General features: G+C 59.4%; 19 protein-coding genes and 1 pseudogene. 9 read left to right on the top strand and 11 right to left on the bottom strand.

All coding sequences use genetic code 11. The features are described 5' to 3' along the window. The 4 genes and pseudogenes from ACVWZJ_RS02860 to queA all read left to right on the top strand — a co-directional run. Positions 1-124, top strand: a pseudogene (locus ACVWZJ_RS02860) (IS5-like element ISSoc13 family transposase); the annotation flags it as partial. Positions 125-514: 390 nt separating this feature from the next. Beyond that, positions 515-1222 (top strand): cob(I)yrinic acid a,c-diamide adenosyltransferase, encoded by a 708-nt coding sequence (locus ACVWZJ_RS02855; protein ID WP_148202730.1) that lies wholly within the window; start codon positions 515-517, stop codon positions 1220-1222. A gap of 123 nt (positions 1223-1345) precedes the next feature. Further along, positions 1346-1927 (top strand): dCTP deaminase, encoded by a 582-nt coding sequence (dcd, locus tag ACVWZJ_RS02850; RefSeq protein ID WP_011433274.1) that lies wholly within the window; start codon positions 1346-1348, stop codon positions 1925-1927. A gap of 83 nt (positions 1928-2010) precedes the next feature. After that, positions 2011-3189, top strand: coding sequence for a tRNA preQ1(34) S-adenosylmethionine ribosyltransferase-isomerase QueA (queA, locus tag ACVWZJ_RS02845; protein ID WP_457394468.1), 1179 nt, complete (start codon positions 2011-2013; stop codon positions 3187-3189). On the opposite strand, the gene ACVWZJ_RS02840 is transcribed toward queA, so the two are convergent. The 4 genes from ACVWZJ_RS02840 to ACVWZJ_RS02825 all read right to left on the bottom strand — a co-directional run bounded on the left by ACVWZJ_RS02840 (position 3186) and on the right by ACVWZJ_RS02825 (position 5926). Continuing rightward, positions 3186-4007: an HAD family hydrolase gene (locus ACVWZJ_RS02840; RefSeq protein ID WP_457394465.1), complete on the bottom strand. Its 822-nt coding sequence runs from the start codon at positions 4005-4007 to the stop codon at positions 3186-3188. The genes queA and ACVWZJ_RS02840 overlap by 4 nt on opposite strands. A 77-nt stretch (positions 4008-4084) precedes the next feature. Then, positions 4085-4354, bottom strand: a complete 270-nt coding sequence (locus ACVWZJ_RS02835) for a hypothetical protein (RefSeq protein ID WP_414343277.1) — start codon at positions 4352-4354, stop codon at positions 4085-4087. Positions 4355-4366: 12 nt separating this feature from the next. Continuing rightward, a complete protein-coding gene (gene fabF, locus ACVWZJ_RS02830; protein ID WP_457394462.1) occupies positions 4367-5647 on the bottom strand; it encodes a beta-ketoacyl-ACP synthase II in 1281 nt (426 codons plus the stop codon). A gap of 33 nt (positions 5648-5680) precedes the next feature. Beyond that, on the bottom strand, positions 5681-5926 hold the full coding sequence (locus ACVWZJ_RS02825) for an acyl carrier protein (RefSeq protein WP_414343279.1): 246 nt from the start codon (positions 5924-5926) through the stop codon (positions 5681-5683). Positions 5927-6158: 232 nt separating this feature from the next. Between ACVWZJ_RS02825 and rpsF the strand changes: the two genes are divergently transcribed. From rpsF to ACVWZJ_RS02805, 4 genes are all read left to right on the top strand, one after another. Next, complete coding sequence (gene rpsF / locus ACVWZJ_RS02820; protein ID WP_011433268.1) at positions 6159-6449, top strand: 30S ribosomal protein S6; 291 nt, start codon at positions 6159-6161, stop codon at positions 6447-6449. Between the two features lie 73 nt (positions 6450-6522). Then, the gene (locus ACVWZJ_RS02815) at positions 6523-6921 is read left to right on the top strand and encodes a single-stranded DNA-binding protein (protein WP_457394459.1); all 399 of its coding nucleotides are present in this window, start codon (positions 6523-6525) and stop codon (positions 6919-6921) included. 27 nt (positions 6922-6948) lie between these two features. Further along, on the top strand, positions 6949-7653 hold the full coding sequence (locus ACVWZJ_RS02810) for a M14 family zinc carboxypeptidase (protein ID WP_457394456.1): 705 nt from the start codon (positions 6949-6951) through the stop codon (positions 7651-7653). A 209-nt stretch (positions 7654-7862) separates the two neighbouring features. Beyond that, complete coding sequence (locus tag ACVWZJ_RS02805) at positions 7863-8396, top strand: universal stress protein (protein ID WP_457394453.1); 534 nt, start codon at positions 7863-7865, stop codon at positions 8394-8396. 4 nt (positions 8397-8400) lie between these two features. Here ACVWZJ_RS02805 and ACVWZJ_RS02800 read toward each other — a convergent pair whose 3' ends face one another. The 5 genes from ACVWZJ_RS02800 to purM all read right to left on the bottom strand — a co-directional run bounded on the left by ACVWZJ_RS02800 (position 8401) and on the right by purM (position 14586). Next, the gene (locus ACVWZJ_RS02800; protein WP_457394451.1) at positions 8401-9885 is read right to left on the bottom strand and encodes a DUF4340 domain-containing protein; all 1485 of its coding nucleotides are present in this window, start codon (positions 9883-9885) and stop codon (positions 8401-8403) included. Positions 9886-9903: 18 nt separating this feature from the next. Continuing rightward, entirely contained in the window at positions 9904-11466 is a 1563-nt protein-coding gene (locus ACVWZJ_RS02795; RefSeq protein ID WP_457394448.1) for a GldG family protein, read from the bottom strand. A 47-nt stretch (positions 11467-11513) separates the two neighbouring features. After that, a complete protein-coding gene (locus ACVWZJ_RS02790) occupies positions 11514-12299 on the bottom strand; it encodes an ABC transporter permease (protein ID WP_011433262.1) in 786 nt (261 codons plus the stop codon). Next, positions 12296-13306 (bottom strand): ABC transporter ATP-binding protein, encoded by a 1011-nt coding sequence (locus ACVWZJ_RS02785; RefSeq protein WP_011433261.1) that lies wholly within the window; start codon positions 13304-13306, stop codon positions 12296-12298. The genes ACVWZJ_RS02790 and ACVWZJ_RS02785 overlap by 4 nt, the downstream gene beginning before the upstream one ends. Before the next feature lie 215 nt (positions 13307-13521). Next, entirely contained in the window at positions 13522-14586 is a 1065-nt protein-coding gene (gene purM / locus ACVWZJ_RS02780; protein WP_011433260.1) for a phosphoribosylformylglycinamidine cyclo-ligase, read from the bottom strand. A gap of 144 nt (positions 14587-14730) precedes the next feature. Between purM and ACVWZJ_RS02775 the strand changes: the two genes are divergently transcribed. After that, on the top strand, positions 14731-15897 hold the full coding sequence (locus ACVWZJ_RS02775; RefSeq protein ID WP_011433259.1) for a septal ring lytic transglycosylase RlpA family protein: 1167 nt from the start codon (positions 14731-14733) through the stop codon (positions 15895-15897). Here the strand turns inward: ACVWZJ_RS02775 and ACVWZJ_RS02770 are convergent, their stop codons facing one another. Continuing rightward, positions 15898-16908, bottom strand: a complete 1011-nt coding sequence (locus ACVWZJ_RS02770; protein WP_011433258.1) for a response regulator — start codon at positions 16906-16908, stop codon at positions 15898-15900. Continuing rightward, positions 16905-19832, bottom strand: coding sequence for a PAS domain S-box protein (locus ACVWZJ_RS02765; RefSeq protein ID WP_457394442.1), 2928 nt, complete (start codon positions 19830-19832; stop codon positions 16905-16907). Before ACVWZJ_RS02765 ends, ACVWZJ_RS02770 begins: the two co-directional genes overlap by 4 nt. Positions 19833-19847 lie beyond the last annotated feature (15 nt).

The following is a 19847-nucleotide window of genomic DNA, read 5'->3' as shown; positions in this document are numbered from 1 at the left end:
TTTAATCGAATGCTTTTTTCATAAGTTAAAGCAGTACCGGCATCTATGTTCTCGTTTTGACAAATTGGCCAGGAACTTCTTGAGTTTTCTCTATCCCGTCAGTGCTCTCTTTTGGCTCAAATGAAAGATCAACACAACCTAATCTTATTTGGAAGAAATTGATCTTTTTCTCAAATTTTTATAGAGCACCTCTATACTCAAGTGAGATAGCCCCACACACAAGCTTCTGGGCTAGGCCTGAAATTTTATTGAGATCCCCTGTCAAAGCTTTTCAGGTATTGCCTCTTGTGCCAAAAGGCTAGGATGGGCAAGGATTGTATTTTCTATTACTCTATTGGGAATGATTTGTATGCCAGCTAGAAGCAGAACCGACTCATTGACGGATACGCACAGGTGGTGTTTCATGGAATCCATAGCCGACGCTCTCCACCACTTGTAGGCCCTATAACCTAGGGCCGTGTTCTCTAGCCTGCTCGCGAGATAGAACGTGGTTTGCACTGCTTCTCCAAATCCTATGCCTTCCTCCAAGGATGCCGCTCCTGTAGCCCGCGCCAAACAGCCTGCGGCTCAAGCCAGCCCTGCTGCCGGCGAGCTTTTCCTTCAGCAGAATGGATCCCTCTCCGCCCAGTTGGTTCCCCAGGGATCCCTGCAGCTTTACACCCACCCCAGCCGGGGCATGTTTACGCCCGTCATGGCTCAGGCGATGCGCTTGGCAGGCCAGGGAACGCGGGTGCTGATCGTGCAATTTCTCAAGGGTGGGATCAATCAGGGGCCCGAAAATCGTCTCTCCCTGGGCAGATCCTTGGAGTGGGTTCGCTGTCGCCTGCACCGGTGCATCGATACACCTCACCTAGAGCCTGAGGAGCGGGTGGCATTGGATGAGCTGTGGCAATTTACCCAGGAGGCTGTCAGGAGTGGCCGCTATGACTTGGTGGTGTTGGATGAGCTGAGCTTGGCTGTGAAGTTGGGCCTGATCCCAGAAGCGGAAGTGCTGAGCTTAATCGACCAGCGCCCCATCTCCATGGACATGGTGATCACCGGGCCGGAGATGCCAGATTCGTTTCTGGAGCGGGCCGACTTGATCACGCAGCTGCGCCTACGTGGCATCCCAGGCCCAGGGCTCCGCACTGCCGATGGGAATGTTGCCTGTTCTCTGGATCCCCCTCAAGTCAGCGGCACAGGTGCTATGCCTACAGCAGCCCATGTTGCTCCGCACCGCTAGCGCAAACAGTTTCCGCTCCGAAAGACCTAGGCAACACGGGTCGCGTCAGGGGGGCGGAGTCCCAATAAGACTGGAGCTTGTCCACCAGATGTGCCCTCACTCTCCAGGAAGCCGGCTGTAGCCATGTTGAAAAACGACCGCTGGATCTGTGAGCAAGCGCGGCGAGGGATGATTGAGCCCTTCTGTCCTGAGCTGGTGCGCGCTGTTGAGTCTCGGCCTGTTTTGAGTTACGGGCTGTCCTCCTATGGCTACGACATCCGCCTGTCGCCGGTGGAGTTCAAGATCTTTCGCCATGTGCCCGGCACGGTGGTGGATCCCAAGCGGTTTAACCCCAAGAATCTGGAAGCGGTGGAGCTGCACCACGACGAGATGGGGGATTACTTTATCATCCCGGCCCACTCCTATGGGTTGGGGGTGTCTTTGGAGCGGCTGCAAGTTCCGGATAACATTACCGTGATCTGCATTGGCAAATCTTCCTATGCCAGGGTGGGCCTGATTGCCAACCTGACGCCCGCTGAGGCGGGATGGCGGGGTTATCTCACCCTGGAGTTTTCCAACGCCTCCAGCGCTGACTGCCGTGTGTACGCTAACGAAGGGGTGGTCCAGCTTCTTTTTCTGGAAGGGGATCCCTGCCAAGTGACCTACGCCGACCGCGCTGGCAAGTATCAGGATCAGCCGCAGCAGGTGGTGGTGGCCAAGGTTTAGCTGCTTCCCTCAAAAGGGAGAGGGTTGGCGGGATCCGGTTGGCTATGCTGGATCCACGTAGAACCCCATCTTGATTCATCTCCATGCCTGACTCTTTTTCGCCTGCTGCTGCTCCCCCCGGTGAGGCTGAGCCTTTGGGCGATAGGGAGTCCAATCCCGATCTGCTTACAGCTTCCTACGATTACACTCTCCCTCCAGACCAGATTGCGCAAACGCCGGTGGAGCCCAGGGATCAGGCGCGGATGCTGGTGGTGTACCCGGATAGGCACGAGCATCGCCGCTTCTGCCATCTGCCCGACTACCTGCGGGAGGGGGATCTGCTGGTTCTCAACGATACCAAGGTGATCCCGGCCCGCCTGTTCGGGGCCAAGGAACCCTCCGGGGCGCGGGTCGAAGTGTTGCTGCTGGAGCCTTGTCTGGAAGGGATCCCTGCCGCTGCGCAACCTCTGCCGGATCAGGCGTGGAGCTGGCGGGTTTTGGTCAGGCCGGGCAAACGGGTGAAGGTGGGGGATCGGATTGGTTTTTGGAGCAAGCAGGGATCCCCCTCTGGGCTGAGGGCCACTGTCCTGGATTTGGATCCGGAGACCGGTGGGCGAGTGGTGCAGTTTGAGTGGGAGGGGGCACAGCCTTTTGAGGAAATCCTGGAACAGGTGGGCCGGATCCCGCTTCCTCCCTACATCAAGGCTTCCGGATCCCCGGGCTCAGGACAAGTTCGCCCTGAAGACTACCAAACCCTCTGGGCCAAGCACCCCGGCTCGGTGGCTGCTCCCACGGCAGGGCTGCACTTTACCCAGGAGCTGCTGGAGCGGCTGGCCCAAAAAGGGATCCAAACCGCCTACATCACCCTGAACATCGGCCTGGGTACCTTCCGACCGGTGGAAGCGGAGCGGGTAACCGAGCATCGTCTCCACAGCGAGTGGCTCAAGGTGCCGGCAACAACGGTAGCAGCCATCCAAAAAGCCCAAGCCCGCGGGGGGCGGGTGATCGCGGTGGGAACAACCGTGGTGCGCTCTTTGGAAACCGCGGCAGCCTCTGGCACCTTGCAGCCTTGGCAGGGGAAAAGCGATCTCTTCATCTACCCCGGCTACTCCTGGCGGGTGGTTCAGGGACTGGTCACCAATTTTCACCTGCCCCGCTCCAGCTTGATGATGCTGGTGGCTGCGCTGATCGGGCGGCAAAGGCTGCTGGATCTCTACCGAGAGGCCATCGAGCAGGGATATCGCTTCTATTCCTTTGGGGATGGCATGCTGATCCTGCCCTAGGGCTGGGGCTGACCTCCCTGGGATCCCTTGAAGGAACCGGCCTCCGCTTCTGCTTCAACTGGGGTCGAAGGACGGTCTTGCCCGCCGGCAAACCAGTTTCGGATGCGATCCCATTCCACCTGGTGGTAGCCGTCCACCGCCCAATTGGCCCGCCGCTGCAGCATGTGCAGAGGAAAGAAGGTAGCCAGCGCCAGGACTGGGATCCCTGCCGAACGGGCTGCCTGAATGCCGGGGTAGGTGGCCTCAATGCTCAAGCACTCCTGGGCAGGCAATTCCATCCGCTGCAAAAGCAGGCGGTGCAAGTGTCCTGGGGAAAGCATTGGGCCTGCATCATCCCCCGTCACTCGGTAGGATCCCCCATCGGTCAACCGCATCAGGGCCGGGCAGCATGGCTGGAAGCGCTCTAGAAAAGCGGCCACCTCGGCTGCCGATTGGCCGCACAGCAGGCCGACCTTCAGTTGCAGCCGCTCCAGCGTCTCCAAAGTTTCCCTCAGGCCGGGAATGAGAGGCAATTCCCTCTGCCCCTGCAAAGCCTGTCGGTAGTATAGGGCCTTGCGTTTCAGCAGCTCTTCCAGTTGTTTGGGGCTGAGCACCCGCCCTTGATCCCCCCACAGAGCCGGCAGGCGCTCTCGATCCGGTCGGCCCAGGTATTGCAGCCGATAGAGCTCCCGCTGCCCAGGGGATCCCGACTTCGGCCAGCACAGGTTCCAGGGGCGCAGGTTCTCTTCCACCAGCAGTTGGTTGATGGCCTGTAGGTGCAAGTTCTCGTCATCGGCCACCACCCCACTCCAGCTCAAGATCACCCCTTGCAGCCCCATATGGGCGACATCACCCTCTGCTAACGACCGCAACCCAACTGCCGGATCCCTGCTTCAGATCACAGCAGATGGCTTGTCTATCCATTTTGAACGCGACGCTCGAACTCTTCCCGAGTGGCGTCCACCAATTGCACTGCCTCTGGATAGAGCTGAGGATGGTTTTGCTTCAGCCAACTGAGCACCCGCGCCAATTGAGCTGCACACAGATCCAAATCCGCTTGAAAAATAACCGCCGCCGCCATGTGCTGGGCATATTCGGGCGGGTGACCCTGCTGCGCCAGCTCCGCTGTCAAAGCGGCCAAGGCCTGTTGGCGAACTGAGGGCAGTGAACTTTCGGGAGAAGACATAGGCCAAGCCCTTCAAGCGGGAGAGTAGCGGCGCAAGGCCAGCGTGACGTTGTGCCCACCAAACCCAAAGGCATTCACCAAAGCGGCCTCAACGGCCATCTGCCGCCCCTTGTGGGGGACAAAATCCAGCCCTTCGCACTCGGGATCGGGGTTGTCCAAGTTGAGGGTAGGAGGAACCCAGCCGTGGTGGATGGCCAAAGCTGTGGCCACCGTGGCAATGCCGCCCGCTCCCCCCAACAGGTGGCCGGTCATGGACTTGGTGGCGCTGATGGCCAAACGGGGGGCATGTTCGCCAAAGACCGACTTGATGGCCTGGACCTCGGCGATATCCCCTACAGGGGTGCTGGTGGCATGGGCATTGATGTGTTGCACATCCCCAGGCTGAAGCCCGGCATCCTTGAGGGCCAGCCGCATCGCCCGAGCTGCTCCCTCACCACCAGGGGCAGGGTTGGTCATGTGGTGGGCATCGCAGGTGAGGCCATAGCCGACTATCTCCGCATAGATCTTGGCCCCGCGGGCGCGGGCGTGCTCCAACTCCTCCAGCACCAGGATCCCTGCTCCTTCCCCCATGACAAAGCCATCCCGATCCCGATCAAAGGGCCTACAGGCTTGCTCCGGGGTGTCGTTGCGGGTGGAAAGGGCCTTCATGGCACTGAACCCCGCCATGGACAAAGGGGTAACCGCCGCTTCCGTGCCACCTGTAATCGCCACTTGCACCTCTCCCCTCTGGATGAGCCGAAAGGCATCGCCAATGGCGTTGGAGCCAGAGGCACAGGCCGTAACTGTGCAGGAATTGGGGCCTTTGGCGCCAAAATGAATGGCCAGGTGACCCGCAGCCATATTGGCGATCATCATGGGCACCATGAAGGGGCTACAGCGATCCGGCCCTTTCTGCAGATAGATGGTCTGCTGCTCTTCCAAGACGCGGATGCCGCCGATGCCGGTGCCCAAGATCACCCCCACTTGCTCAGCGTTGAGATCGGTGATGTGAAAGTCGGCGTCCTCCAAGGCTTGCCGGGTGGCCGCCATCGCCAGGTGCACAAAGCGGTCGGTGCGCTTGACATCCTTGCGATCCAAGTAGTCGAGGGGATCAAATCCCTTCACCTCTCCGGCAATACGGCAATCGTGGCGGGAGGCATCAAAATGGGTAATCGGCCCAATGCCGCAGCGCCCTGCCAGTAGGCTCTGCCAAAACTCGGCAGGAGAGTTGCCGATGGGGGTGACCGCGCCCAGCCCCGTAATCACAACGCGGCGGGTTGGCCTGAGAGCAGTGGCGGGATCCAGAGTAGCCATCGTCCGGTGTTAGCCCAGGGGTATGGAGGCAGATTAGGCAGCTTTCTTCGAGAGGATGTAGTTGACAGCGTCTTGCACGGTGGCGATCCTTTCTGCATCTTCATCGGGGATCTCCAGATCGAATTCCTCTTCAAAAGCCATGACCAGCTCCACCGTATCGAGGCTATCGGCCCCCAGGTCGTTCTGGAAATTGGCTTCCGGGGTCACTTTGTCGTCTTCCACGCCCAGTTGATCGGACACGATCTTGCGAACACGGCTGTAAACTTCGTCTGCGCTCATGCTTGGAATCCCAACTCTCGATTCAGCGTGTCTTGGCCGGGCCAACCAGCGGCCAATGAAGCAATCCCTATTGTATCGGACAATGGATCCCCTCTTGTGAGCAGCCTCACCTGCATTGGCTGCTGCGGCCAGGGTATGGGAATTGGGCGGCAGCCTTTTCGGTTGCAGGAAAGAAAAGCTAGTATAGTCCACTGCGTCTCTACAACTGGATCCTCAAGGAGAACTCGCTTCCATGCCCCGCGCTTACGAAACGATGCTGATTGTGCGTCCTGATCTGTCAGATGAACCCCTCGAACAACTGCTCAGCAGTCAGGAGGCGATCCTGCGAGAGAACGGAGTAACCCACGTGGAGATTACCAATAGGGGCAAGCGCCGCTTTGCCGGGTTTGAGATGAAAAAGTTCAAGGAGGGTCTGTACATCCAGTTCAACTACGAAGCCGAACCCAATGCGGTGGCTGCCTGGGAGAAAAACCTGCGCATCAACGAGAGTGTGCTGCGCCACATGACTCTCCGCGTCGGCTAGGTTTGACGGGATCCCCGCCTGCGGGCATGATGGAAGTGCGCTGAGCTGCCCCTTATCCCTGGATGGCTCCGTTATGAACTCGATTGTGTTGATGGGCGAGGTTCTGTCTGAGCCAGAGCTGCGCTACACCCCTGATAACTTAGCTGTTGCGTCCTTGGTGATTGGCTTTCCCAGCTTGCGCCCGGATGAGCCGCCCTACCGGGTGCGCGTTTCCTCTTTTGGAGAACTGGCCAAAAGGGTGGTGGGCACCTGCCATGTGGGCGACCAAATCACAGTGGAAGGCCAACTGCACATGAATGTGGTGGAGCGAGATGGGCGCAAGGAAAAGCTGGCCGAGATCACCGCGCGCCGTGTCCATCAGCTGGGATCCGCTCGCGTCCTCTCTCTGACGGGGATGGGTGAACCGGCGATTGTGGAATCCTCTGAGGGGGATGTGGTTTCCCCACCGGAGCCGGACGATCTCCCGTTCTAACGGTTGCGAGACTTGCCGGGATCCCCCATGTCTCAGGAACTTGCTGCGGGTGAACCTTTGAGATCCCTGCAGGTCATCGGCTACTCGGTGCAGGGACGTCCTATTCACCTTTGGCAGCTCACCCAAGGGAGCCGCTCCTTGCTGCTGATCGGCGGAGTACACGGGGACGAGGTGGAAGGATACACTCTGATCGAGCGCTATGTGGCCTCGGGGAGATGGGGATCCCTGGCCGGGAAAGCGACCCTATGGGCGATCCCTCGCTTGAACCCGGATGGCTGTGCCTTGGGGCAACGTCTCAATGCCAACGGCGTCGATCTCAACCGCAATCTGCCCACCCAAGATTGGATCCCGGCCTCTCTGGAAGCTCGTTATCCGCCCGGATCGGCCCCAGGCTCCGAGCCCGAAACGCAAGTGTTGTTGACGAGTTTGGCCCGGATTCAGCCCCAGTTTATCCTTTCTGCCCACTCCTGCCAGGCACACCCCTGTGTGAACTACAACGGCCCTGCCCTTGAGCTGGCCCAGGTGATGGCCGCTTGCAACGGCTTGCCCGTCGCCGCCGACATTGGCTATCCCACCCCCGGTTCTCTGGGCACTTGGGCGGGGCAGGAACGGCACATCCCAACCCTAACGCTGGAAATCCTGCGGGGCACTCCCCTCGATCAAGTCTGGCAAGAGCAGGCCGAGGCGCTGCAGGCGGTGTTGGAGTGGGCAGCCCAAGGCGATGCCTTCTGACCGGTGTCAAGATCTCTGAACTTTCGTTGCCAATCTGCCTAGTTCGTTCAAGATATCTGGGGTTTTCTCACCCAAATCTTCTACAACACAGATAGGTGGGGCAGAGCAGAGGGGAGCTTGGAGTCGAGGGAAAAGGGGTCAGAGGTCAACCCCGAAGTCACGCTGCTTCTGCCTTGTGCCCCGCTGTTAGCCATCTGGAGGAAGCCAATATGTTCAGCAGGATTTTGGTGGCAGTGGATCGGTCGGAGCTGAGCCAGGGAGTATTTCAAAAGGCCGTCCAAGTGGCCAAGGCCATGCAGGCCCAGATGATGATTCTCCATGTTCTGTCTCAGGAAGAGCCGGGCGCCCCAGAGCCGCCGATGATCCTGGGGGTAGATTACAGCTCCACCATCAGCGCCGAGCTGTGGCAGTCCTACCGGGAGCAATGTGCCATCTTCGAGCAAAACCAGATCGACTACCTGCGCTCGCTGGTGGAGAAAGCGGCTGAGCACGGGATCCGCGCCGAGTACACCCTCAACTACGGCAACCCCGGTCGAGTCATCTGCGATCTGGCCCGCTCTTGGGATGCGGACTTGGTGGTGGTGGGCCGCCGCGGCCACTCCGGCCTGAGCGAGCTGTTTCTGGGCAGCGTCAGCAACTACGTGCTGCACCGCGCCCCCTGCTCGGTGTTGACGATACAAGGGGAAGCCCTGAAAAAAGAAGCCCAAACTGCGGAAGAGAAGACAGCTACCCCTGCTGGCTAAGGCTCTAGGAACTCGGGGGCGAGGGAGTGGGATCTGGTCGCGTGAGTGGGGCAGAGTCCTTGCTCTCCGGCTGGCCTTCCAAGAGGCGATTCACTTCGGTTTCCAGGCTGTTGAAGGTGCTCAGCTCGATCACGGCAATGTCCGGCTGGCGGCTGCTTTGCACATAGGCCCGCAAGCCAGAGGAGGCCAAGCTCAGGGCCAAGGGATCCTGCTCGGCGTCGGGTTTGGGCTCAAAGGTCAGCCGTAGGTCGGGCTCAGACAACACCCTTTGGGCTTCCGCGTCGGCCTGTTCCACAAACTCCTTGGCGCGGGCAGCATTTAGGCTGGAGAACAGAGAGCCGAGATCCACAGGCTGGCCCGGTCGCTCCGGGTTTTCCCAGCGCAGCTCCAAGGATCCCTTCTCTGAAGGCCGAGGGGTGAGGGTGACCTTTTCCCCTTGGGATTCTAAGGTGACTTGGCCCACTTGGTTGGCGTTGAGGCGGGCAATGCGGTGATCCCGCAGCTCTTCCAAGTCGGAGCGGAGAATATCGGCGGTGCTGGTGAGCAGGGTGGCCACTGCCGGGTGCTCAGAGGTGATGACGTACACCTGGCCATCTTTCTCCGATCCCAAAGCGACCTTCAGGGTTTTGCCGCCCTCCAGCTCTACCGTCAGCCGGGCGGAAGGCTGCTCCAAGCCATAGGGGGCTAGATCCGTCTGGGTCTCGGCGGGGAACTCCACGGCCTGCAGGCGGGCCAGAGTATTGAGCAAGCGGTTGACGTTGATCTCATCGGCAGGCAGCTCGCGGGGCTGGACAATCTGCCAAGTAAAGTGCTCCGCACCGCTGGCGCGAACGTCTTGCCGCTGCAGGCGAACAACTTCCGGCTCCGCCTCTGCCAACTGCACTTGCAGGGCTTTCACCTCGGCTGTATCAAACTGAAGCAAAGTCTTGTCCCGCAAAGCCAAGAGAGAGGGCAACAGGGATCCCTTCTGGGCACTGCTTAGAAGCACCACCTGTCCCCCTTCGGGCTGGGCGTAGAAGCCAGAGCCGTCGAAGTTGTCGTTGCCGATGGCTAGGCGGTAGGGATCCCCTTCTTTGGGGAAAAGGGCAATTTGGTGTCGCGGCTGATCCAGGCCAAAAGCGGCTAGGTCGGTGGCCCCCTCTAGGGTGATTTGGGGAGTGAGGCGGGAGAAGGTGTTGAGCAACTGCTCAATGGGGAAGTCCAGCGCCGCTGACTGAATGGGACTGACAATCCGCCAGCGGGATCCCTCTTCTTCTGGATTGCGCTCCAAAAGGATTTCCAAGTGCTCCGCACCGCTGCCGCGAACGGGTTCCCCCTCTTTCTGTTGGCGGATTTCAATGCGGGCAATGGTATCGGTGGCAAAATGGAACAGCCGCGCTCGCTCCGCCTGTTGCTCCTGACGCAGTTGCTGGATGTTGTCCAAGAGGAAGTAGCCCAGCAAACAGGCCACCGCCAAACCCAGGAGAATCCAGGTGGTTCGCTTGAACATGCCTGCTTTCCTCCAGCTCTACCGTCTTTGCCACCACAGGGCAGCTCCGGAACCCAGGGCCGCCAAGGGCAAAAGGACCGTCGATCCCAGCACCAGCCAGCGGAAGTTTTGACCGGTCAGGGTGAGACGGCGATCCGTGAGGGATTTGGGGCGGATGGAGATCTGCTCCGTTTGCTCAGTCAGCCAGTTGAGGGTGTTCAAGAAGAGATCCCGGTTGCCCTGCTGCCGCAAGTTGCCGTTGAGGGCAAAGTTGACATTGCCGATCACCACCAGGCGGGCCTCCTGCCGGGATCCCGAGCCCTGTTCTGGGTCGGTGTCCAGACGGCGGGTTAAAGCAACGCCCAGGGTAAGGGGGCCGGGCTTGTCCTGATCCGGATCGAATTGCAAGGGGCCACGTTCCAGCTCAGGACTGGTCTCCCCCCAGCTTTGCGGGCCGGTGCGCAGCAAGGGCGTGGCTTGGATCCCTTCGCGGGCTTCGGTTTCCACAGAGCGGGCCAGGGGGAACAGGGTCATTAGCCGCTGGGCCGCCAAGGGGGCGGTGATGGGGTGATCCCCGTAGGTAGTAACCAGGGCAACCGCCGGCCCTGTCCCCAACAGTTGGCTGACGCTGCTCACCTCAATGAGGATGTCATCCCCCAAGACCACGCCCCACTCTTCCAGCAAGGGATCCAGGCCGGCATCCACCCGCGGCCCGATCAGCAACAGCAGCCGTCCTCCCTCGGCCAGATAATCCTGCAGTTTCTCCACCTCGCCGGGGAACAAAGCCCGCTGTGGCCCCGCCAGCACCAGGACATCCGCCTCTTCTGGGATCCCCGATTGCACCAAGTTGAGGGGCTCTACCCGATAGCCTTCCTGACCCAGGGCTGCCGCCGCCTGGGCCAGAGTTGGAGTACCTTCCCTCGCTTCCAGCCCCACTTCCCCGTGCCCTTGCACGAAATAGGCCAGCAACTCCCCTCGGTTGACCACTTTGGACAGGACGGGGGTCAGTTTGCTCTCCAGATCAGGGGCAGGGGGCTGAGGCAGTTGTTGCCGGCTTTCTCCGGCCTCCACCACCAGGGTGTTGTTCTGGGTCACCTGCAGCCGCTGAATGGTCAAGGGATCCCGGTTGGGATCCACAAACTCAAACTGGAAGCGGTTGGGGTTGAGGCGGCGATAGCGCTCCAGTTGTTCCCGCAAGTTGGGATCCGGCGCCGTGGTGACCACCCAAACTTTGACCGGCTGCGCCAATCCCTGCACCAATTGCCGGGTTTGGGGCGACAGGGTAAACAGGCCCTCCTCGGTGAGATCCAGCCGCAGGTCGTAGCGCACCGCCACCACATTCACCAGCACCAGAATGACGGCCATCGCCGCCGCCGCCACCAGGATGTTGGCGTTGGTCTGGGTGGAACGCAAACCGAGGAAGACCCCCACCTCCTGCCGGTGGGTGATGCCCCAAGCCACCAGCAGGGCCAAACCTGTTGCCAGCATGCTCAGGGGCACAGCCGTCCAACCGGTAAAGGCGGATCCCACCACCAGGCCGATGGCGATGACGCCAATGCCCAGGATCCCTGTCCAGTCCTTTAACGCGCGCCAGTCCTTCATAATGCTCCGCACCGCTGCCGCGAACACCGCACTCCTCCCATCTGACCTCAGCTCTGTTGCCAGCGCAGGCTTTCCACCGATTGCACCGTGGCAAACAGCCCCAGGACGATGATGCTCAAGAAAAGAATGAGGCTGCTGCTGCTGAGGATCCCTTGCACCCAGTTGCTATATTGCTGCAGCAAAGACACATGCCGCAGCGTTGCAGCAATCCAGTTTTCCTCCTGGCCGGCTGCCGCGTCGATCACCCAGAGCAACAAAATCAAGCCAAAGGTGGCCACTGCTGCGATGAGGGTGCTGTCTGTCAGAGAAGAGATAAACAACCCCAAGGCCATAACGCTACCCGCCAGCAGGGTTAGGCCCACATAACCCATCAGGGTCAGGCGGTAGTCCACTGCCGGGTTGGCGCTGCTCAGCACCAGCACATGGTAGACCAGCGGCGGCAGCAGCAGCGTGATGAAAAACACCCAGACCGCCAACCATTTGCCCAGGGCCACCTCCAAGTTGGTGATGGGAGAAGTAGCCAGCAGCTCCATCGTGCCTCGCCGCCGCTCCTCGGCATAGGAGCTCATGGTGAAGATGGGCAATAGAAATAAGGAGAGGGTGCCCAAGAGGTTGAGAAACTGCTGCGACAGGATGGTGGCCGCGTCGAAATTGTTCTCCTGGCCGAACTGGGCGAAAAGATCCACCTGCTGAGAAAAGCTGATCACCCGCACCAGAATATTAAAGAAGAAAAACCCCGCCAGTCCCCAAAACACCGCGGCCACCACATAGGCAATGGGGGAGGTGAAGTAGCCGCGCAGCTCTTTGCGAAAAATGGCAACCACTCCGTTCATGCCGCTTCCTCCAGTAGGCCCTCGGATCCCTCTTGCGTAGTGAGCTGCAGGAAAATCTCTTCCAAAGAAGCCTGCGGGCGGCCTATCTCGTAGAGGTCGATCCCTGCCTGCACCAGCACCCTGGCCACCTCCGGGATCCAGCCGTCCGCGGCAGCGTTGCTCTTGAGCTGCACCTGCCAGCGGGAGAGATCCGCCGCCAAGGGCTGTAGGCTCACCACCTCCACTTGGGGCAAAGGCTGCAGGGCCGTCCGGATGGCCATTGCCTCGGTTGCCCCCACCACCAGCTTTGCCTGCTGCCGATCCTGGAGCTGGGCTGTCAGCTCGGCAGGCGTGCCAATGGCCGCCACCTGGCCGCGGTTGATGATCACCACTCGGTCGCAGGTCATGCTCACCTCGGGCAGGATGTGGGTGGAGAGGATGATGGTGTGCTCCCCCGCCAGGCTCTTGATGAGCTTGCGCACCTCGATAATCTGCTTGGGATCCAGCCCAATGGTGGGCTCATCCAGGATGATCACCGGCGGGTCGTGAACCAGAGCTTGGGCGATGCCCACCCGCTGCTTAAACCCCTTGGAGAGCTTGCGGATGAGGGTGTGGCGCTTTTCTTCCAGGCTGCACCGCCGGATCGCCTCGTCCACCCGCCTGGGCCGATCGCCAGCGCTGACCCGCTTGATCTGGGCCACAAAGTGCAGGTACGCCTCCACCGTCATGTCGGGGTAGAGGGGTGGGTTTTCCGGCAGATAGCCAATGCGCTGCCGCACCGCCATCGAGTTTTCGTGAACATCAAACCCGGCCACCCGCGCCGTCCCCTCGCTGGCAGGCAGATACCCCGCCAAAATGCGCATGGATGTGGTCTTGCCGGCTCCGTTCGGCCCCAAAAAACCCATGATCTCGCCGGCGTTCACCTGGAAGGAAACATCGCGGATGGCAGTGAAGCTGCCGTAGGTTTTGCTCAGATGCTCAACTTCGATGGCACCCGCGGTTGCACGAGCAGTGGGTAAACCTGTCATCAGCAACTCCTAACCTAGAGGGTCAGCAGCGATTAGCAAACGGTCCAAGGCCGAGTTACCCCTATTCCCAAAGAGGACAAATGTCGGGAAGCAGGCTCGGGCAAGAAGGCGGGCAACAGCGCTGAGGCCACATGCCAACTTAGCATAGCGACGGCGAGGATGAGTCGAGGGAACTGGGATCCCTTTCCCCCTTTTGGTGGGGATCCATCGGTTGGCTAGTCGGCAGGGCTTGTGAGGGATCCCCACTGTTCCAGTCCCAGAACGCGGCTTTCCCCTGGACAGGCCGCCACCACCTCCCCAATGGGGAAGGCTTCGGGGAGCAGGGATCTCACCTGATTTTCTGCCTCAGGGGGGATCACCAGCACATAGCCCACCCCCAGGTTGAAGGTGCGGAACATCTCCAAGGTCTCCACCTGGCCCTGTTCTTGGAGCCAGAGAAACTCCTGTGGGATGGGCCAGCTATGGGGCTGCAGCCGCGCCGCTTGGTTCGGGGCCAAACAGCGGGGCAAGTTTTCCGGGATCCCGCCGCCAGTGATGTGGGCCATGCCGTGGATGGCGATCCCTGCTGCCTGCAGCCGCTGCACCGCCTGCACGTAGATGCGGGTGGGGGTGAGGAATACTTCCGCCAAAGGCCGATCCCAGCCGGGTGGCCGGTGATCCCAGCGCCAACCCCGGTCGGCCACAATCCGCCGCACCAAGCTGTAGCCGTTGCTGTGTAGGCCGCTGCTGGGCAAAGCCAACAACCGATCCCCAAGCTGTACCCGCGACCCATCCAGAATGGCCGTTTTTTCCACAATTCCGATACAAAACCCGGCCAGGTCGTACTTCCCAGGGGGATAAAACCCCGGCATCTCCGCCGTTTCCCCGCCCAGCAGTTGGCAGCCCGCTTCCTGGCAGCCCGCCAAGATGCCATCGATCACCTGCCACAGGGCTTCTGGCTCCAGCTTGCCAGTGGCCACATAGTCCAAGAAAAACAGCGGCCGGGCCCCCACCGTCAGCACATCGTTGGCACACATCGCCACCAGATCGACGCCCACCCCCTGGTGCTGACCCCACTGCTGGGCAATGTCCAGCTTTGTCCCCACCCCATCGGTGCCCGCCACCAACACCGGCGCTTGATACCCTGTCGGCAGCTCAAACAGGCCGGCAAAGCCGCCGATGCCACCCAAGGTTTCTGAAGAACCTGAAGACGGAACTTGAATCCGTTCAACGCGCTCGCGGATCCCCCTGACAAAGGCCTGGCCCAGATCGATGTCAACCCCTGCTGAGCGGTAGTCCAAGATGCCGAAACCCCTTATGCTATCAAGACTTGAGCTCCTGTGTCCGACCGTACAAACGGGTCAACTCAGAAACCTATGGTACATTAACTTCTGTTTTAACCGTCGCCTTGGAAGTTGTACAGGATTGGAGAGGAGCGCGGCCTCATGCGAAATTGGAAACAGCTTGGACAGGGACTGGATCCCGCCCGCAAAATGGGCTTGGTCAGCTGTCTCTGTGTCACGGCTTTGGGCTTGCCGGCAGGCATGTTGGGCGGCTTGACTTCGCGAGCACAAGCCTCGACGCGAACCGGATCCCCCAACACCCGAGCAGCAGAGCTGTCACCTGCATCCAAATTGCCCCCCCCGGCCACCCCTTCCCAACCCCTCCCTGCTGCCGCAGCCCCAGTCAGAACGCTGCCGAGAATTCCCCAAACCCCTATCTCCGGCCACGAGGGTCTTGCCCCTGCCAAACTGGGTACCCTGAACTTGGATCCTTCTTTGAACCGAACTCGCCAGGCAATCCCGCACCGCCTGGAAGAGGATCCCATTCTCAAGATCGGCGAGCAACGGCAGCAAACCAGCCAGCCCATCTCCACCCTCTACGACTATCAGATGGACGGGCAACAGGTGGTTACTGTCTATGTGCGGGATCTGCCCATTGTCAGTTTTGTCGAGCACCCTGGGCTAGAACCACCGCTGATGCGGGCCAGCACCCTTGTGGCCCAGCTCAACCAAATGGCCCAGGGATCCCTGAAAGACACCACCATCACCTTAGGTTGGGCAGATCTGGAATTGGCCGAACAAGGCCTGGGTGTTCCTCTCTATACCATTCGGGCCAACAGCGAGGAATTGCTGCGCATCGACGCTGGAGTGCTGTTGATCGATAACCAGCGCCCGGTGGATGTGGCTGTTTTGGCTGCCAATCGTCTGCGCCGTCTGCTGCTCGATGCCCCGCCCATTTCAGCTCCGGCCCTGCCTCAACCGGCTGCTCTGACCGCCAAAGCCGCTGTTGCAGGTTCCAAGCCGAAAACAGCCCCTCAACAGGAACCCGCCCCTGTCCGCGTGGTTGGGCCTGTGCAAGAGGGCATTGCTTCTTGGTATGACCTGCACCCAACCCGCCATGAGATGACGGCTGCCCACCCCACCCTGCCCTTTGGCACCGAGGTACGGGTGACCAACCTGAAAAACGGACGCCAGGCTGTCGTGCGCATCAACGATCGCGGCCCTTTTATCCCCGGTCGGATCATCGACCTCTCCCTGCGAGCGGCAGAGGTGTTGGGGATGGTGCGCTCAGGGCTGGCGCCTGTGCGGGTGGAAGTGGTGCAACGCTAGCTAGGGCACGGGTGAAAAGCGCTTGGAATCGGGGGAATAGCGCCAAGAAATGCCCTCGGGATCCCGGCTGCGGCTCCACTCCGGAAACCCGGTTTTGAATTTCCAATAGGTAATGGCGGAAACCACCACCCCCAACCGTTCCGCCAACTGAGTCTGGTTGAGGGGGCGCAGCGGTGCCCGTGGCGCTGTGGCGGCAGTGGGGCTGGGTGCGGGGGCAGAGCCTGCCGACTCCTGGGAGGGCGTGGTTGCAGGGGTGGGTGCTTCCTGCTCCAACCGGTGACTACGGCTGGGCTCCTGGGGACGCAGCAGGCTGAACTGGCTCAACAGGCCAACATTTTCCAGGTTTAAAAGATTTTCCAGGTTAGAGGTTTGGTGGATCAGCTCCAGCTCACGGCGAAACTCATCCTCCAGCACCTGCAGATAGTGCTCCCGCTTCTGCTCCGACTCGGCATCCTTGAGCAGACCCAAGGCAAAGCTGAGGTTCGAGAGGGGCTCGCTCAGATCCTGCAAGAATTTCTTGAACAGAGTGCCCTTCACGTCCGTGAACTGCTGCAACTGCTGCAGTTTTTGCCGCAGCTCCTCGATTCTTTTCTCTTCCAGCTTGCGGTTCTCAAGGCTCTGGCGGTGGTTGTGCAGGGCAATTTCAATGGTGGTGTAGAGTTCCCGCTCTTTGAAAGGCTTGATGATGTAGCCGAAGGGCCGGGTCTCCTTGACGCGGGAGAGCGTGTCCTCATCGGCGTAGGCCGTCAGATGCACCACCGGAATGTTGAAGCGCTCGGTGATCCGCTTGGCGGCTTCTATGCCATCGATATCGCCTTTTAGGACGATATCCATCAAGACCAAGTCCACCGGCATCTCTTCCAGCCTTCGGATCGCTTCTTCCCCGGAAGAAGCAATGGCGGGCACAGCGTAGCCGAATTTTTTCAGAACGTTGGCAATGTCCTTGGCGATGATCTTCTCGTCTTCGACGACCAGGATACTGCCTTTGACAAGGGGTGGAACTCTCTTCAAGGCTCGCTCCTCGGAAAGGTAATGATGAAGGTGGTACCCGGTTTGCTTCTCAATTGTATCTTGCCCTGTAGCTGATCGGTGAGGGTTGCAACCAGTTGTAAACCCAGAGATTGAGTTTCCTTGAAGTCAAAGTTCGGGGGCAAGCCAACGCCATTGTCGGAGACTCGCAACTGAGTATATTTGCGGGTTTGGCTGAAATGAATCTCTATCTCCCCGCTGCGGCCCTTCGGGAAGGCATACTTGAGGCTGTTGGTCACCAACTCGTTGATGATCAGGCCACACAAGACCGCATCGTCCAGGTTGAGGCGGATCCCTTCGGCGCGGATGTTGGCGCGAATGCTCTCGGGGTTTACCCCGTAAGAGTGAAAGAGGTTGGAGATCAAATTGTGTAGGTACTGCTTGAGATCCACAGCGGCCAGATTGTTGGATTGGTACAAACCTTCGTGGATCAAAGACATGGCTTGAATACGGCTGCCGGCATCCTTAAAAACGCGGGCGTACTTGCGGCTTTTGATTTGGTCAGCTTGGAGCCGCAGCAGGCTGGAGATGATTTGCAGGTTGTTTTTGACGCGGTGGTGAATCTCCCGCAGCAGGACTTCTTTTTCCTGAAGGGCAGCTTGGATCTGCAGCTTTGCCCGTTTTTCTTCGGTAATGTCTTCGCAAATGCCGATGATGAAGAGGTTTTTGCCCTCGGGATCCCGGACTGCAGAGACTGCCAGGCGGCACCAAACCACCTTTCCGCTGCGGTGGATGTAGCGTTTTTCCAGGTGGTAGCGATCCCGTTGGCCGTTCAAAACCTCCTGGAAGAGTTGCCAATCTTCCTGAATGTCCTCGGGATGGGTGAGGTCGCAGAAGCTCATGTGGGTCAGTTCGGCAGCGCTATAGCCCAAGATCTCTTCCAGAGCGGGGTTCACTTTTAGGTAATGGCCCCGATGATCGACGATGGAAATGCCCAGGGCTGACTGCTGGAAGATGCCCCGTAAACTCAGCTCACTTTGGCGAAGGGCTGCCTCGGCTTGCTTGCGCTCGGTAATGTCCAAAATCTGGCTTAGAAAGTAGCTGGGATCCCCTTGGGCCGTGCGCACCAGGGTGATGCGAAGAATGGCATAGACTATTTGGCCGTTCTTGTGGATGTAGCGTTGTTCCTGTTCGCACTGATGCACCTGGCCGGCCAGCAGGCGGTTGCTGTTTTCCAGAGTGGTGGCGATGTCGTCGGGATGGGTGATGTCGAGGACGGTTTTCCCTTTGAGATCCTCCAGGGTGTAGCCCAGGGTTTCGGTAAAAGCGGCGTTGATTTGCAAATAGGTGCCATCCACGTGGGTCATGGCCTTGGCAATGGGGGCCCATTCAAAGGATTGGCGGAAGCGTTCTTCACTTTCTTTGAGGGCAATTTCTGCCTCCACGCGGGCGCTGATGTCGATCACCTGGTTGAGAAACTGGGTGGGCTGTCCTTCCTCGTCGGTGAGCAGGGTGGCCTGAAACAGCACATGAACAACCTGGCCGGAACGGTGGGTGTAGCGAATCTGGCGCTGGCTGACAGAGACCTTCCCTGCCAGCAAAGCCTCATTGGCCCCCAGCAGTGGGTTGACATCTTCGGGGTGGAGAATGTCCAGTTGTTGCCGATGCTTCAATTCTTCGGGGGTGTAGCCGACAATCTGGGCAAAGGCATCGTTGACCTGGATAAATCGCCCCTGCAAGTCCACAAGGGCAATTCCATTGGGGGCCAGCTCAAAAATCTGCCGAAAATGGTTGGCGCTTTGTTGCCAGGCTTGCTCTATACGACGCCGTTCGGCTTCCAGTTGCTTGGACTCAGTGATGTCTTCGACGATCCCTGCCACCCGATAGATTTTGCCCTCTTTGTCGGCGATGGGAAAGGTGCGTTCCCGCAACCAAATCAGGCGGCCATCGGTGCGATAAATGCGGAAGACGACATCGGTGGATTTGCCCTCCGATTGGGCTTTGAGGATGGTGGGGAACAACCAGCGGTCGTCGGGGTGGATTTGGCGCATCCAGGCTTGGGGGTTGGCGTAGGCCTCTTCGGCGGAAAGGCCCCAAATGGCTTCACAGGCTGGGCTGACGTAGATCAGCTCTTTGCTGTAGAGTGTTGTGATCCAAAACAGTTGTTGCGTATTCTCTGCCAGTTGCAGAAAACGATGCTCGCTCTCTCGGCGGGCTTCTTCCAATTGTTGTTGTCGTTCTTTCAGTTGACGGGATGCTGTGATGTCAGTAACAAATCCTTCAAAATAGAGGGGATCCCCCTGGTCGTTGTAGATGGTACGGGCATTTAAAGAAATCCAAATTAGCCTGCCATCTTTGCAGCAGACTTGGTGTTCAAAATTCACAACTTGACCTTCTCTCAGCATGCGCTGAATGAATTCGGCTCGTTGCTCCGGATCGCTATAGATTTGGGTGCCAATATCGGAGACGTTGTGCATCAAATCCTCAGGGGATTCGTAGCCGAAAATATGGGCCAAGGCCGGGTTGGCAACCAGATATTTGCCCTCTAGGGTGGTTTGAAAAATGCCTTCGACGGCGTTCTCGAAGATCTGCTGGTAGCGGGCAGCAGTGCTGCGGCTGTCCTGCAGTTGGGATTGGAGCTGCTCGAGGGTTTGCCGATGCTCCTGGGCCTGGAGAAGGATTTGCTTCAGGCTGAGGCCAACGAGGTCAATCTGTTCCCGTTCAGAGGAGCTCAATTGGCGAGGGTGGCAGTCGAGCAGGTGCAGATCGGCCAACCGGATCCCCTGCTCAGTCTGCAAGAGGAAGGATTCATGAAAAGGCCATTGCTCAGCCCCAGGACTGGCATTGAGGTTGAAGGGTTCGCCGGCTGGGATCCCTTGCGGATCCCGGTAGAGGATCCCTTTTGAAGGCGAGTGGGGATCGGATCCCGGCTGGGCCAGTTCTAGATAGACCAAAGGTACTTTCAACAGTTGACCCAACAA

Source organism: Thermostichus sp. OS-CIW-29 (assembly GCF_054058195.1).
Note: the sequence above shows the minus strand (reverse complement) of the source record. Positions and strands in the feature narration are given on the sequence as shown.